The 16865-nt window shown below is 44.6% G+C and carries 10 protein-coding genes; 1 reads left to right on the top strand and 9 read right to left on the bottom strand.

Annotated features, from left to right (window positions below; translation table 11 throughout):
• Positions 1-24: 24 nt before the first annotated feature.
• The 8 genes from JO154_RS02410 to JO154_RS02445 form a co-directional block, all read right to left on the bottom strand.
• Complete coding sequence (locus JO154_RS02410) at positions 25-1122, bottom strand: discoidin domain-containing protein (RefSeq protein WP_291941534.1); 1098 nt, start codon at positions 1120-1122, stop codon at positions 25-27.
• A 42-nt stretch (positions 1123-1164) separates the two neighbouring features.
• Positions 1165-3030 carry a RagB/SusD family nutrient uptake outer membrane protein gene (locus JO154_RS02415; RefSeq protein WP_291941536.1) on the bottom strand — a complete coding sequence of 622 codons (1866 nt, stop codon included), beginning with the start codon at positions 3028-3030 and terminating at the stop codon, positions 1165-1167.
• A 33-nt stretch (positions 3031-3063) separates the two neighbouring features.
• On the bottom strand, positions 3064-6489 hold the full coding sequence (locus JO154_RS02420; protein ID WP_291941537.1) for a TonB-dependent receptor: 3426 nt from the start codon (positions 6487-6489) through the stop codon (positions 3064-3066).
• Between the two features lie 139 nt (positions 6490-6628).
• The gene (locus tag JO154_RS02425; RefSeq protein WP_291941538.1) at positions 6629-7897 is read right to left on the bottom strand and encodes a FecR family protein; all 1269 of its coding nucleotides are present in this window, start codon (positions 7895-7897) and stop codon (positions 6629-6631) included.
• A gap of 147 nt (positions 7898-8044) precedes the next feature.
• On the bottom strand, positions 8045-8626 hold the full coding sequence (locus JO154_RS02430) for an RNA polymerase sigma-70 factor (protein WP_291941539.1): 582 nt from the start codon (positions 8624-8626) through the stop codon (positions 8045-8047).
• Between the two features lie 295 nt (positions 8627-8921).
• Complete coding sequence (locus JO154_RS02435) at positions 8922-10526, bottom strand: glycoside hydrolase 43 family protein (protein ID WP_291941540.1); 1605 nt, start codon at positions 10524-10526, stop codon at positions 8922-8924.
• Between the two features lie 6 nt (positions 10527-10532).
• Complete coding sequence (locus JO154_RS02440) at positions 10533-13010, bottom strand: beta-galactosidase (protein ID WP_291941541.1); 2478 nt, start codon at positions 13008-13010, stop codon at positions 10533-10535.
• Between the two features lie 137 nt (positions 13011-13147).
• Positions 13148-15655: a glycoside hydrolase family 2 TIM barrel-domain containing protein gene (locus JO154_RS02445; protein WP_291941544.1), complete on the bottom strand. Its 2508-nt coding sequence runs from the start codon at positions 15653-15655 to the stop codon at positions 13148-13150.
• Between the two features lie 364 nt (positions 15656-16019).
• Here JO154_RS02445 and JO154_RS02450 point away from each other — a divergent pair, with 364 nt between their 5' ends.
• Positions 16020-16142, top strand: coding sequence for a chromate resistance protein ChrB domain-containing protein (locus tag JO154_RS02450; RefSeq protein ID WP_291942069.1), 123 nt, complete (start codon positions 16020-16022; stop codon positions 16140-16142).
• Between the two features lie 2 nt (positions 16143-16144).
• Here JO154_RS02450 and JO154_RS02455 read toward each other — a convergent pair whose 3' ends face one another.
• Positions 16145-16825, bottom strand: coding sequence for a DUF1345 domain-containing protein (locus JO154_RS02455; protein WP_291941545.1), 681 nt, complete (start codon positions 16823-16825; stop codon positions 16145-16147).
• Positions 16826-16865 lie beyond the last annotated feature (40 nt).

Here is a 16865-nt window from a genome sequence, read left to right on the forward strand (position 1 = left end):
GAGTCTTTTTATAAAACTTGCTTTTTACAGTGCTCCATACAAATTGATTTCCGCCAGGAAACCAAAGAAATTAGGGCCTTTGGTGAGTACTACTTTCACATAATTCCATTGCTGAGGGGGTACCGGGAAAAATTGTTCCTCATTTTTCTGTTGAAAGGGATAGGTACCCAGGTCTGTCCAGTTTTGTCCATCGGTACTTCCCATCAGTTGTATTTCAGTTTGTCCGTCTTTATGCCCCTGGCGGTTCACGAGGCCCACCCTTGAAATAGTCACGGATCGACCAATATTCACTGCAATCCAATGCGGATACGGCGTTTCGGCAGAGGACCAGGTGGTATGCCAGAAAGTGTTGATATTACCGTCTATCGCTGCAGTAGCATATCCGTTCACCGGTCCTTCCCCTCCATCTTCCTGGTCACTGAAGCCCGCAATGGACCAGCCCGCACGAGAAATCTTCACTTCTGTCAGTGGCGTGACAGTAGCCGTCACAGGATTTGACTGACGTCTGGATATATCCGTTACCGTTACTACCACTGTAACCGGACTACCACCTGGAATACCAGAGAGAAATCCTACCCCTGCTTGTTGGGCGGAGGTGAAGGATTTGCTCATCACCTTGTTAGTGGTGGGATCTGTATAGGCGGCGTTTACAATAACCGTTTTTCCGGAGTTATTATCCCATGAAATCTTGGCGCCTCCAATGGAAGCCTCAATTTTGAGGGTATTGGCAATAGCGATGTATACTGGTGGCTTAGGAGTGAGCGACAGCATAGCGGGAACGCCCACCGCTCCTAAGGGCCCCACTGTTTTGATGGTAAAAGTGTAGGGCCGATCTATTAAACTGCCCACCACCGCTGTATCGGTATAACGACTGAATTTCGTTTCGTTGATCTTACCCGTGCTATCGGTATAGCTAATGGAGGTATAGAGGTAATCGGCAGAATCCTTCGGCGTGCGACCAATAGGGTCCCAGGTGAAAACAGCCTCACCATAGCCCGCTGTGCCTTTCAGATTACTCAACACAGGAGGCGGCATACCTACATCCTCCTTCTTTTTACAACTCATCAGGTGGAGGAATAACACCCCTGATAACATACCCGCTAATAGTTTTTTATGCAGCATAAAGGAAAGTTGTTTGGATAAATAAAGTGTTTTAAAAAAGCGCTACCACCCTGGATTTTGAACAAGGTTGGTATTCTTGCTCAACTCCTGTACACTGATGGGAAAAAGGTAACTGGCAGGTGTTTTGAATAGCTGGTTGATTACCGGCGTAACCTGGTTGAAACTACTTTCATCGGTGCCCTGGAAATTCATACCGTAAATGGTTTGATTCAGGTACTTATCACCCAGTTTCCAACGACGCACATCCCAGAAGTATTGCCCTTCAAACACCAGTTCTATGGTACGCTCCTGGCGAATGATGTCCCTCATTTCATCCTGTGTAAACACAGGAGCATGACTGGCAATAGCCCAGGAATCCTGTATAGTAGGCAACATGGCTCGTTGTCGGATCATATTCAGGTTGTCCAACACGGTTTGTTGTTGTGCTACTCCATAATATTCATTCAATGCTTCTGCATAAGAGAGGTATAACTCTGACAAACGGATGATCGGCCAGGGGTAACGAACGAGCGTAAAATTGTTGTCGTCCGCCACAGTTTGCGGATGCACTACTTTCTGCACCAGGAAACCAGTCAGGGAATAGTTGGTAGCGCCGGAACGCCAGCCCTGATCCTCTCCTGCTTTAAAATGCATTGTTTCAGCAGTACCATTTACCAGATATTTACCATTATCATAGGCAACAGATGCATAATATCGGGGTTCTCGATGGAGGTTTACGTTCATGGTATGCGCATCAGGATCTACATCGTATCTTTTTGTATAAGCCCAGGTAGGATCTTTATCTATCGGCAATCCATTTTCTGTATAGAAAGTTTCTACCGTTCTCATACTTGGACCGATGCCATTGTAGGAATTGCCTGACAGCGGAGTAGCGTTCTGTTGCCATTGATACTGTCCTTCCGGTACAGAGTATCCCCATATCAACTCTATATTCCAGGGATCTACCATCGCAAAACGATAGGCAATCATGCCCGTGTCGCGACGTGTTTTGTCAAAGAAATTGGTCGGTCCCTTGTAATCGGCAAACTGATAGAGACGTCTTCCGTTTTGCTGAGCCGCATCTATCGCATCTTTGATCGCATCAATAGCATGTTTCCATTTTTCCTTATCATAGGAAATATTCATCAGTGACTTCCCATTCTTATCTTTGAAATTGGCGTAGTATTCACTATTACCATTAAACAAGGGTGATGCGGCGGTGAGCAGTAATCTCGCCTTTATGGCCTTTATGGCCACAGAAGTTACCCTTCCCAGCTCATTCTGAGCAGGAATAGTGGATGGTAACATGGCTGCCGCTTCATCAAAGCGCTGTACGATGTAGTTCACACAGGTATCATAAGGCTGACGGAAGGGGAAGATGTCGGTACCACTGGTAGCACTGAAATCGATCTGATGATCAATTAGTGGAATGGGACCATATTGACGCATCAGGATGTAGTGGTAGTAGGCAGCGAGAAAAATAGCCTCCCCTTTCCAACGTTTCACTATATCAGGTGTAATACCAGGTACTCTTTCCACATTGTCGAGGAAAATATAACATTGCCGTATCCCTTCAAACAGGCTGATATCGGGAATACTGTTCTTCCCTTCCCAATAGTTAAACAGAGGATTGGAAGAATTTTGTTCTCCTCTTAATAACCGTGAAATGACGTTATTCTGCCATACTGTAATAGCCTGGTCTGTTGCACAGGCGCTGATATTTCCATAGCTGGCATCATTCTCTCTGGGCATGTAAGCATACAACGAATACAGAAACCGCAATGCTGTATTATAATTCTGAAAGGCGGTGTTGATGGTTGCCGTGTTGGGCGGCACAATGTCGAGGTACTTTTTGCAGGACAATAATCCTGTTATAAAGAGAAAAACAAAAACGCCCCCGAATATATATTTGCGTTTGAATAAGTTCATAAATCTTTTTTTCAGCGGATGAATGGATGTTTATCAGAGATTAAACTGCGCGCCTAAGTTGACAACCTCCTGTGGAGGATATCCTAAACCATTCCCTCCTCCCTGCTCGGGGTCCCATAATTTAAACTTAGAAAACGTAAGCAGATTAATCCCTCTCAGGTATACACGGGCAAACTTTGCAGGATTATAGCCTACTTCCACCTGCTTTAATCGCAGGAAAGAGAAGTTGCGCAACCACCAGGAAGAAGACTGTTCATTGTTGGGGGCCGACTCCAACGCTGTTAACCTGGGGTAAAATGCATAGAGGTTTTGATTATCAGGCGACCAGTGACTATCAGCAATGGCGGCAATCATGTTATTCTGAGAACGTCCGAAAGGTCGGAATCCACTGATATAATCAGACATATGCGACAAGCCCTGAAAGAAAATACCTACATCAATTTTTTTATACGTAACCGTAAACCCGGCGCCATAAACAATTTCAGGCACTCTAGGCCATCCCATCGCCACACGGTCATTGTTATTGATCGTTCCGTCGCCGTTGAGATCCTTATACTTGATATCTCCAGCATGGGAAGCAATAAATACAGGGCTGTTGGCAGCTTCTTTATCATCAATAAATAATCGTTCTGCTATCAGGCCAAAGTTAGTGTTCAACGGATGCCCTATGTATGACAAGTTACCAAGGCCTAGTGCCGCATAATTTGGCTGGTCGTAGTACAATATCTTATTGCGGGCATAAGTAAAGGTGCCACGGAAGGAAATCGCCAGATCCTTGTTGATCATACGATTGTATAGTAAAGTCGCATCTATCCCATGGTTAAGTACCCGCCCGATATTGGAATAAGGTAATGCACTCAACACACCAGCGGTAGCGGGGATGGTACCCCGTTGCTGATAAATATTACTACGCATTTCCCGGAACCAGTCCACATTAAGGGTAAGGTCGTTAAACAAGCCCAAATCCAGACCTATATTCAACTTTTTACTGATCTCCCATTGAATATTATTATTCGGATATCGGGTAATCTGGATACCTGACATACTATTGTCGAAGTTGTATCCGGTGGTGAAACCATTTTTACCGCTCATATTCACTACACTCAGGTAAGGAAAGCGATCGCCCCCAATCTGATCGTTACCGGATAAACCATAGGAAGCGCGTATCTTCAACAGGTTAATATGGCTTGTCCATGTGGCAGCTTTGAAAAACATCTCATTGGAAGCCACCCAGGAAATACCTCCGGCGGGAAAGAAACCATAACGATGCCCGGCGGCGAAGTTCTCAGAACCGGTATAACCGAGGTTCGCTTCTAAATAATAGCGGGAATCATAACCATAAGCCAGGCGGCCTGCCCATCCCTGTTTGCGGGAAGGCAATGCGTCTACTATATTATCACCAGGCGTATTGGTATTGTATTCATTTCTTAAAAACACCAACATACCTGCTACATCATGCTTATCCCGGAATACCCGGTTATAGTTAAGCGTGGTTTGCATATAGAGCGTTCTGTCTCCGTTGTTATCGCCCGACTGTCCCAATGCGGTAGAACCTCCGGCTGCTGCAATCCAGTTCAGATTATATACATATTTTCCATCAGGATCTTTGCGGTAACTATCCAGCGTATAATAGTAGGGGGTATAGGTTCTGTTTATACTACTGCTGGACCAGTTTTTAAAGGAGATGAGTGCATTAAAGCTCAGTCCTTTTGTGATCATATCCAGTTGCTGCTTTCCTCTTAATGTAGTTAAGAGTGTAGACGCGGCAGACTGACTATATCCCTTAATCATGTCTGCATAAGGATTATCACGCGTATTAGCGCCCAGGAAACCATCTGTTTTATTACCAAAATAAATATGGTCCAGTGCACCGTCGGCAGGTGTAGGATAGTATGCAGGGAAGTCTACTCCATTGGCGCCCATTACGCTGCCAAATAAGGAGGAAGCGCTGGTGGCGGGGCCTGTGTTCCGGTAATAGTCGGCATTGATATTCAACTCCAGCTCTGTTGTTTTTGTAGCTTTTACACTAACATTGTTCACGAAGTTGAAGCGGTTATTATCGATGTTGTTTTTAAAACCGGTAAGCAACCCATTATTGAGTATACCCATATCTTTATAATAGGCCACCCCCATGTAATAACGCGCTACTTGTCCACCGCCCTGCACATTCAGGTTAGCGTGATGACTGAACGCATAGTCCTTAAACAGCATTTTGTACCAGTTAATATTCGGATATATATAAGGGTCTAATCCCTGCGCGGTACCATTGATTTTTTCGGGCGAGTAGCGATCGGCATTATAAGGATTGTCGTTACGCAACGCTTCGTTATACAGCTTCATATAGGAAACACCATCTGTAAACTTTACAATTTTTGTAGGAGAAGATACAGCGCTTTCCACCAGTCCTGTAATCCTGGGTTTCTCCAGGATTTTACCATGCTTGGTTTCGATCAGTATAACCCCATTGGCACCTCTGGCACCGTACAACGCCGTAGAAGACGCGTCTTTCAGGATAGAAAAGCTTTCTATATTGCTGGGATCAATACTGTTGAGGTCGCCGGAAGATATTTCTACACCATTCAGGAAAATCAATGCGCCAGTACCTCCATAGGTAGATACGCCTCTGATCCAGAATTGAGCACCGCTGCCCGGTTCTCCGGTAGATTGACGGGCAATCACCCCTGATAATCTACCAGCAAAGGAAGAAGACAAAGTACTGGAGGGCGTCTTCAACTCCTGCGGAGAAATAGTCGTGATGGCGCCTACGATACTGATCTTCTTTTGTTTGGTATTAAAACCAGTAACTACTACAGAATCGATACCTATGGCCGAAGGTATCAGTTGCACTTCCATGTAGGGCTGGTTATTCACCGGCATCTCTTTGGGCGTATATCCGAGATATTTGAACAACAGCACTGCATTTCCATCCTTCACATGAATCTCGAAATCCCCTTTCTTATCGGAATAAACACCGTTGGCGGTTCCTTTTTCCTGTACCCCTACTCTTTCCAGTGGCTGACCTTTGTCGTCCGTAACATGCCCCCTTACAGTTACCGGAGGAGCAGCGGTTCCTTCTTTTTCACCGACGCCTGTGGCAGATTTCAGTATAATCGTGTTATACCTGACGAGGTAGCTGAGTCCTTGATTTTTAAGGCATAGATCCAGTACCTCCCGCAAAGGAGCGTCCTTTACGTTCAAATCCAGGTTCCTGGCATTCTTTACCAGGTCAGGATTATAAACAATCTGATAACCGCTCTGCTGACCGATCATCCACAAAATTTTTTCCAGGGAAAGTTCTTTCCCCGATAAATTAATTCTCTGAGAATAAGCGTTGCCCCTGACTTGCAGACAGGTGACCAACAATATAAAGAAGGCAAGTCTCATAATGATGGGAGACAGGATTTTGGTTCTGCGCACTCTTCTGTAGAACGAGAGGGCACTTTGCACTAGCAAATACATATATTTGTATTGTTTCGTTTTTGATAACAGGAATTTCTACGCCTTGTCAAAAAGCGGACATTACTACCGGAATACCGCCTGGCCGCGGGTTCCGGTTTATTTTGGTTGATACGTTGATGTGGTTTTAAATGGTCTTATTTCATTGTTCCTCCTTATTCTGAATGCGTGATACAATAATTTTACTTCCTGAGATACTGAAGCGCAACCGGCCGTCCGCTTCCAGTATTTCTATTAATTCCCTGATATTTTCTTTTCGTTCTATATTTCCGGCAAACCGAATATCCGTCATATCTCCGCTATAGTCCACACTTACATCGTACCATCTGGAGAGCTGCCGCATAATTGTTTTTATATCTGTAGACCGGAACAGGAACCTCCCGTTCTTCCACGCAATTTCCGCTTCGATATCGGCTGGTTTGACTTCTAATTTATTGGCCTTGGGATTCCATACCGATTGTTGACCCGGTTTAAGCAGCACTGCATTCGCTCCTTTTTGCATGCTCACCGAGCCCTCTACCAGTGTGGTTTTCACCGTTTTCTCGTCGTCGTAGGCCATCACATTAAAATGAGTACCCAAGACCTTTACCTCTCCTTCATCTTCACCTGCACGCTGTATTTTTACCAGAAACGGCCATGCTCCTTTTTCCGCCATACGGTGTGTTACCTCGAAATAAGCTTCCCCCGACAATACCACTTCACGATAATTATTATTAAAGGATACGGGAAACTTAACAGAGGATGCTGCGTTGAGATAAATGTGGGTACCATCCGACAATACAATTTCATATTTACCTCCTTTGGGTGTGGATACGGTATTCCAGATGCTTTCGTTCTGCGCAGTAGCAGCGGCTTTATGATATACCAGTACGCCTTCCTGCTGCTGTGCAATGAGGCTGCCCCCCTGCAAGGCTACGGTATCTTCAGCGCTATCCTTTAATGTCATTATAGCGCCATTTCCTAATACCAATGTGGCTTTGTTACCTCCGGGATTAATAGCAACAGTGCTGGCAACCGGTTTATTGGTGATTGCAGGCCTTTCCGGTTGCTGCATATGCAGGCGGATGGCTATCACCACAATACCTATCACGGCTACGGCTATACTCAATTGCCAGTAATTCCGCAAATGGAAAATAGAACGATTGGTGGCTACTGATGCTGCTGGCTGCGATAATCCTGCCGCTGTAAATACCCGTTGTGTAAGCACGTTGGCATCATACTTTTCAATAGCCTGCAGCTCACGCTCCCAGTGTGCAGGATCGCTGATCTGCCGGAATATGGCTTCATTTTCCTTATCCGCTGCCACCCATGCATGCAATATTTCCTGGTCTTCCGCTGTTATTTTACCTTCTCTCAATTGCTGTATCAGCGCCGCTATATGCAATGCTTCTTCTATTCTTTCATCATTCATGGCCTGTAAAGGAATTTGCTATATATAGTTATAATGCCGCGGATGGCATTTTGTACCATCGGAATAAATAATTTTTTTCTATAGAGAATACAAACGCCGGGAGGATATTTAAAAAATGGCGTCGTTAAAGGTAAAAGCCCTTAAGCATTAGCGAAATAGCAATAGTAAGGCGAGATAAATTTCCAGATGAGACCTGTTGCCCATCTTATTTCGGATAATGGAGAGTGCTTTCGTTTTCTGATTACGAACCGTTTGATCGGAGAGGTTTAATTGTGTTGCTATTTCCTGGTTACTCAACTGGTGCACATATCCCAGGATAAATACTTCCCGCATTTTGGCGGGCAATTCAGCAATGGCTTTCTGTAACTCCACCATCATTTCCGCATAGATCACTTCATCAACAGCCACCGCTGCACTTACTTCGTTAAAAGCTTCGAACTTTCGTTGTTCCCGTTCCCGGTCTCTTATATATTGCAGTGAAGCATTTCTGGCAGCTACATAAAAGAAGCGCTTTATATTGCTAAAAGAGTTAAACGTTTCCCGTTTCTGCCATACCTTTAGTAATACCTCTGTTACAACGTCTTCCGCCGCTGCGCTATTCATGATCATTCTGTCGGCATAGCGACAAAGCACCGGGCCATAAACACCAATAAGATGACGAAATGCAGCCTCATCACCTGCCTTCAACCGGTTATAACAACCCTCTTCATCTAATACTTCTAAAACCATAGCCTGGCCAGCACCTTAAGTTAGTAAATTAAAAAAATATGCATTTCCAGTTAATTGAAAAAACTGCCAGATAAGGTCAGTCAGACATGTCTCTTTGTAGCTGCTGTTTTTCTTTCGCTAGGATAAAATCGCAATGTTCACTAAAGTATCGGGCGACACTCTATAAAACTACATCAAAATTGATTTATTTATATTTTTTTTTACCGACACAGGCACTTTTAATAGCTAAAAAAGCCTCCCGAAAAAACGGGAGGCTTATACTTAGTGATTCAACAGGTTACTAGAAAACAAGCCTTTACTGCGAACCGCCACTAAAGTGGAACCAGTTAACATCAGCATAACCACCTGCATGTTCCTGCATCGTATTGAAATTAAACAGGGCAAAACGGTTCGCCGTCCATGGAAGACCCAGTCCCATTTTCAACTGATTGCCAAAAGGAATAAAATGTTTACCATCCAGGCTATACGAAAAGTTAACAGTAAATCCGGTATGCGTTGCGGCAGCACTAAACCAGATTTTTGTCTGTAATACACCTGTGATACTATCCACCACTTTACCATCATTCACCATTATCAAAGTAGCATTACCTCCCTCTTTTCTGACACCAATAAAAGCATATGGCTCCTCAAAAACACCCAATCCACTCACATCACCATTCTTTAATCCTTTAATATCCATTTCTACAATACCCATGCTGGATGGGCCCTGCACTCGCTGTGTAAGCGTGTTGCGTGCCTCTTTTATTTTTCTTGCATAAGAGGCATGCAAGCGCAAAAATCCTTTTCGCTCGGTAAGCGACCATTTACTATTGTCAGGGTTGTGATTCCATTGCCATTGCAGTCCCAACTGACTTGTATTGAACTCATCTGAAGTAGCTGGAACCGTTATAGGGAATGTTTTACCTACATCCGGTTTTTTCCCGATAATATATCCTTTTCCGTTTTCTCCCAGTATGGGCCATCCATCTACCCATGTAACAGGCAACAGGTGCGGTACCCTTCCAATAGGACCACGATCCTGCATAATGATAAACCACCAGTCACCATTTTTCAGTTGTACCATGCCTCCCTGATGAAGACCATTATTGGGGTATGAGCTTTCATCCTGATAAATGATTTTTGATTCATAAGGTCCGTTAATATTTTTGCTGCGCAGACAAACCTGCCATCCTTCTGTACCACCGGCAGGATTGGTGATATAATAGTAGCCATTGATTTTGTAAACATGAGACCCTTCCATGCCATAACTTTCATTGGGCGCTGAAGATCCCTGTGGACGTTTAATTCCCCCCTGCCAGATCTTCACCGCCTTTCCCTTCACCGACAGTGCGTCGGATGCGAGTTCGGTCAGGTAGAGTGTCCCTTGTCCATGTACAACATATACTTTTCCGTCATCATCAAAAAACAATCCCGGGTCATACAGGAACTCGGGAAAAATTGTCCGCTTCCAGGGACCTTTCACATCTTTTGCAGTGCAGATAGAAAAATTCCCCTTCTCTGTACCCCATCCATAAGGCGTACAAAATCCAACGTAGAAAAGACCATTATGATGTCTGATGGTAGCTGCCCAGGAACCATTCAGGTATAGCGTGCCACCTTTCATATCATATCTGGGATCTTCGTCATAGCGATCTACTGCATAACCAGCCATTTCCCAGTTTACCAGATCTTTGGAGCGTAATATAGGGCAGCCGGGAACATAGTGCATACTGGTGGATATCAGATAAAACCAGTCGCCCACACGGATTACATCCGGATCGGGCCAATCGCCCCATAAGAGAGGATTCTTAAATGTTCCGTTGCCATTATCAGCGGTCCATTCATGTGAACTATTCGCCTTTTGCGCGAAAATCGTACATGGCGTGAATAAAAAAAATAGGATGAATATTTTCCTCATCATGACTGATTACTTTACGGTTTTAAATGCGGCATCCTCCGGGCAAGGTCTGATTTCTACAGCATGGAGTTCCGCGCCATTAATGGTCTGCCTAAGCCCCAATACGAGTACATTCTTTTTCTTCTCCCCCATATTCAACCAGCATTCAGGAAGCCAGAATTCCCGTTGTGGGCCTGCTTCCCAGTGCCGGCCAATGTTATGTCCATTCAGCCACATGTATCCGTTACCGGAGGCATTGATCCTTGCCATCCAAGGTAGCCATACGCCGGAAGGAGTATCCGGCAGATAGAACTCAATGCGGTACCAGGTAAACAAACCTGTTTGCGTTCCTTTAGGTTGCACCCCATTTCCTTTACGGGGTATTTCACCGGTGGTATCCAATGCAATTCGTTCCCAAGTGGAAGCATCAAAGATGGGTTGACAATAATTTTGTGTAACACCTGCTACGTCAGCCGCATATTCCCAATTTAATGGATGCGATAACAGTGTATCCGTCACCGATAGCCCCGCAGTGCTGATACCTGCGCCTTCCTCCATGGGCACATACCCGTGTGCATGACCCAAATTTTCATAGGCCACCACTATTTCATTCGGCCCTTCTTTCAGGAGCCCGGATACATCAAAGCGGTTATCAAATTCATTGGATTGAATACGTTCCCCGGCACCCCGTGTTACCCAGGTCTGTGCATCCGCTTTCTCGGGGAAAAGCCTTTTGGCTGGTTGTCCGTTTACGGTAACAGATACAATATCCCTTGTGAACATGTTAAATAGCAAGTATTTCTCCGTGGCCACTGCCTGGGATGACAATCGGAAGGATGTCCGGTACAGACTGTACCTGAAATCATTAATATCCAATGCAGGCAATGAAGTAGCCGCTGGTAAAGGTTTCCATACTGCTTTACTTACCGGATCTTCCGTATGCATGGCAACAGCAATACGTACCGGTTGTAGACTCACCTCAGGACGAACATACGGATTAGTCGTTTTAGGCCACCACTCACCTTTCTCCGGCGCTACACCAGGAGGTATCACCAGCACCCGTGCGCCAAGAGCCGGCAGATCTGCAGCTACAGTAAACGTACCTGTTAACGCAGAAGTGGTGGAAGATGTATCCGCATCTTTTATCAGTACTTTTTCTCCATACTGATTAATGTTATACATCGGGGCAGTAGGTTTACCTATCTTTCCCGGAATTAGTGTCACCATTCCCTGCACGGCATGATTCGGATCAGTATTATGGAGAAACACAAACCGGGTACCGTCAGCGGCTATACGTACACCACCGAAAATTTTTCCGGGCGCCTGCAACTCACAAGGACCACCTGTAGCACGTGCAAGCTGTTTACCATACTGACGGATAAACGCACCTATATTTTTTGCCACCTCATACTTAGCACCTACAGCACCATCTTCTTTGATAGCGGCATTATAATCATAGCTGGTCGTCATCCCTCTGGCACCCCAACCGGCAAAATGAGTACCGCCATAAAACATGTAGTAATTCAGTCCGGTAGCCCCTCCCAACATCGACATCAGACTAATGGCATTCAAATGCCGGTCGTCGGAATAATGCCCTTCGCTCAAACGTTGTGTCACCAGCGAAAACCAACCTCCCTGTAATTCTGTTACAAAACCAGGAGCATTTGACTGGACCTTCCGCAGGTTTACCATCCGACGCGCGCAACTGGGCGCTTCTGTAAGTCCTACATAATAATTATCACAATCAAATACCTGTGACAACTCCGGATCTTTACTGGCACGACATTCCTGTGTAAGACACGTAAACAATGGTACATCTATGCCATTGCTTTTTGCCGACCGATACAACGATTTTAGGAGCACTTCCTTATCCAGTGTACCATGTGCATCATATTCATTTTCCAATTGAAAAAGGATAATTCCTTTCTGCCCTTTCTTTTTCCTGGTAAGTTGCTCCCCTGCCACGGCCCGCGATACCGCGTCTATCCAATGTACTGACCATTTGATATGTTCCGGATCTGCACTACGCAACCAGAGATCACCTTTACCTGGCCCCAATAAACTGATCCAACGGGGATATCCTCCACCCGACCACTCAGCACAGAGGAATGGCCCAGGGCGTACTATAGTATAAAGGCCAAATTCTTCCTGCGCCATTTTCAACCAGGCCTTCAGATCACTAAAATTAAATTTCGACCTGTCACTGATATCTTTAGGCATACTGCGTTCATGCCAGTTCCAGGGAATATAGGTTTCCACCGTATTAAACCCTGCCTCCTTTATTTTTCTGAAACGATCCCTCCAGAGTTCCTGCGGACAACGGAAATAATGAAAAGCCGCACTATAAATAAATACATCCTTTCCATCAATAGTCATACAGTCGCCATCATAGCGAATCCTGTCGGGATGCGGAAAGTACTTCGTCTTAACTGTATCCTGGCTCATTGCGCTACCATAAGTAGTCACATAAACCATCAACAGGAGTACAAGATGTAATATGCTTCTCATTTAATACTTATTTAAAACTTACATTTCACGGAAAACCTATTGGTAATTGTTGTCTTTATAACGCTGGCATTGGCATTATTCCGGCGCCAATTTTGTCGCCAGCTTCCAGGTGAAATTTCAAAACAAAAATCTTTATATCATTTGCCACTAGCCTTCAGCAAAAATGGCTGGCTTTTAAGCCCTCCTGCAGTAGCCTGCACTATAATAGCATTTTTGCTTTCTCCGGATTGTACGATAAAAGTGGCAATACCTGCTTCTGCGTCTACAGTAGCAGGACTCAATAAGCGCGCATCTCCCGTGATACTGATGTTTACTGGCTGATGTGTATCCCACAACAGTTGCCCTTTTTCATCAGTGATATGTGCATATACAAATATCATATCACCACCTGCCTGAAATGGTTTACCATTAATCCCTGCTTCGAGCTGTATTTTTGCCGGCTTGCCAGGAGTAGATATGCTGTAGTCCGTCACCGGCTTTCCTCCGGCCAGCCCTATAGCTTTAAGCGTACCCGGAACAAAACCGTTTATACTAAAGGTAAACGGCGGATGCAGTAGGTTACTTGCATTGCCACCATCAAAACCGTGTCCCTGCGGACTATAGTCGTTATGCTCTGTTTCAGGACCATGATCCGGTTTTTGTGTTGCTATCAATTTATCATTAAGATAGAGAGACACTTCTTCACAGTTACTATATACCACCACTTTAGAAGGGTCTGATTGGGAATTCCAGTTAGACGCAATAAACACCATAGGGCCGCTGGCAAAAGGTAACATAGGGTTCAGTGCCAATGGCTGCTGGCTTTTGTACATATAGTAACTGTATTTTGGTATGCGAAATATGTCTGCCACACCCCATCCTTCAATACCTACTACAACACCCGCCAGGCCGTCATAAAAAGCCCAGTTAAGATCGCCCAAGGCCCGTGGATAAATCTTCCGGTTTTTATTATGCGACCATTGAAGATTCCAGGCCTGTGCCAGCAAACCTGCTTCTCCAGTACTTCTCAGTTGGCGACTGGTACTGTTACCTCCTCCGAATTCATAATCGCCATACTCCCTGATCAGGAATGCGTGATCGGGATAAGTGGTATTGTTGCGGGCACCAGGATCTCCATTCCAGTCATCGTAAGGCACATCATAACATGCTTTGGTAAAATAGGAATCTCCACTGGTAAAGAAGTTTTTTCCGCCTCTCCATTCACTGCGGGCTACTTCTGCCTGGCGACAACGAAATGCTGCCGATGGATAGGTTTCATTCAGGCTCACCTCCCACAGCACAACGCTGGGATGATTACGGTCTCTCCGTACCATTTGGCGTATATCCCTCATCACATTGTCTTCAAAGGCCGGGTTCTTATTAAAGTACTGCCAACCAGGAATACAGTTGATGATCAGTATTCCTAACTCATCAGCGGCATCCATAAAAGAGGGATCAGGTGGATAATGGGCGGCGCGTACAGCATTCATCCCCGCTGCTTTGATCAGCCATGCATCACGGTAAGATGCCTGATCTGAAATAGCATTTCCGATATAAGGATAATTCTGGTGCCGGTTAGTACCTGCAATCCGGAAAGGTTCACCATTGATCAACAGCCCTTTTTGGGCGCTGATATCAAAACTTCGTATGCCTATTTGCGTTATCTGCTCATCCACCATCTCTTTACCACGGAAGATCCTTGTTCTGAGATGATACAAATAAGGATGGTCTGGATGCCAGAGTGAAGGCCGCAATACAGTCAACTGCTGTAGGTAATGATTCTCGGCGCCAGCGGAAAGGCTATAGGGTGTTGATTTTTCAATAGCCACGCTCTTACCGCTTTTATCAATAATTGCCTGTTCAATGAAAAAAGTTTGCGGCTGATCACTATTATTTTCCAGGTGCGTTTGTACCTCCACGGTAGCCTGTTCTTTGGCAACAGTCGGGTAAGTCACGAAGATGCCACCTCCTGCTATTTTGTTGGCAGTAATACTGCTGGAAATATGAAGAGGATTGCGGATATGCAACCATACATCCCTGTAAATTCCTGAATAATAGATAAAATCCATTTTCCCCACCGGCTTTCCTGGGGGAACCACTGGATTAGCTTTATTGTTGAGTTTTACCAACACCATATTCTCCGCGCCATATCTTGCTACATCCGTGAAATCTACCTCAAAGGGCAGGTAACCGCCTGTGAAACGGCCCATGTATTTTCCATTTATCCATACCTGCATTACCTGCATCGCACCTTCAAATACTATGGTTAGACGTTTGCCTTTCCAGGCGGGAGCCACTTCAAATTTTTTCTGGTAGTAAGCCACTCCTTCCCGCGGTTTAACAATCACCAACGGTTCCGGGAATGCAGTATGGGGCAGTGATACGGGATACCATTGACGATCTTTCAGCGCCGACCATTGCTTGTCGATCGCTGTATCCATTGCCTGGATACCCTCAGTTTCATTTGTTTGTTCAATCAGGAACTGATCGCTCCAATTTATACCCAATCGCCGGAAAGAGTCTACTTTCTCACTGCTGGCAAATTCAACTGCGGTAAATTTCCAGCCAGTATTAAATGAGCGTACCTGTGCATTTCCCGGACTACTTGTTAACAATATGATTAATATGCTGAGCCAACCGGCAACAGCAGTCGTTCTTTCAAACATCAAACTATTTGATTTCATTGCTGCAATAAAAAATTATGCGCACCACCTTGCGGTCAGTTGTTTGGCAATAGTGCAGGCAAAATATCCCTGCCAACCACACCAAAGTGGTTGCATTCAATAATAATTGGTGTTTTTAATCGATAACGTATCCTGGCCGGGAAAACTATTATCCTTGAATAATAGCAAGGAGCACGTTATGCTAAATGTTCACTGGTTGTATCTGTATTATATAAACGGAAATATCAGGTTGACGAAGGTGCAAAAAATTCCTCATTTTTCTCTCCAACAAATTGACCATTTCATATACTAATTTTGCAGGGGGAGATAAAATCTCTTCCCCCTGGATGGGATTTCTGCATGTTGGATCACCCGTGAACGCCCTAAAATTGACCGACTGGCATGCCCCTGGCTGATTAAAAGGTTTGTGGACTTCGATGCCCAGTTTATGTATCAGATGCTGAAACTATTGCTCAAGTCTGTCCTTTAACATTATCTCAACCCTGCAATCAGGTTAATAGTGAGTGCTAATACAAAGGTATTCAGGATGAAGGAAATAAGGCCATGAAACAGTACGATCCTCCTCAATAGCTTCCTGCTGACCTCCACATCAGATACCTGGAATGTCATACCTATCACAAACGAAAAATAGGCAAAGTCGATATAATCAGGATTGTTTTCTTCAGGAAAAATCAGCCCACCTGCATGCCTGGTTGGGTCAGTAACATCATCGTCATAATAAATATCTGCATAATGAAAGGTAAAGGTAGTATGAACCATAATCCAGGAGGCCAACATCCCAACGACTGCAACAGGCACATATACTCCTTTTGAAGGTCCTAAATCATTTGATAACAACATTAATAAAACAATTACCAGACCGGCAACCGAGGCGATTATAACGACAGTCATGACAAATACCCGGTTACCGTCATCTATTCTACCCCAGGTTCTTATCTCATCAACATTCCTGCTAAAAAATATAATCCACCCCATCGTTATAAACGAAAGAGCAAATACATCCCATAATAACACCGAAAGCACCAATGGATTAAAAGGTATGTGACAGAAATGAAATAAGGCAAATACCAATAAGGTCAACCCTAAACTTACTGTGACCCTCTCTAACGGGTGCATGCTTAGCAGCAATTTGATAGCAGCTTTCTTTTTCATAGTATTTAAAGATAACTGCAAAAATCAACTTTTTTATGCT

Origin of the sequence: Chitinophaga sp. (genome assembly GCF_019236475.1) — a bacterium.
Classification (GTDB): domain Bacteria; phylum Bacteroidota; class Bacteroidia; order Chitinophagales; family Chitinophagaceae; genus Chitinophaga.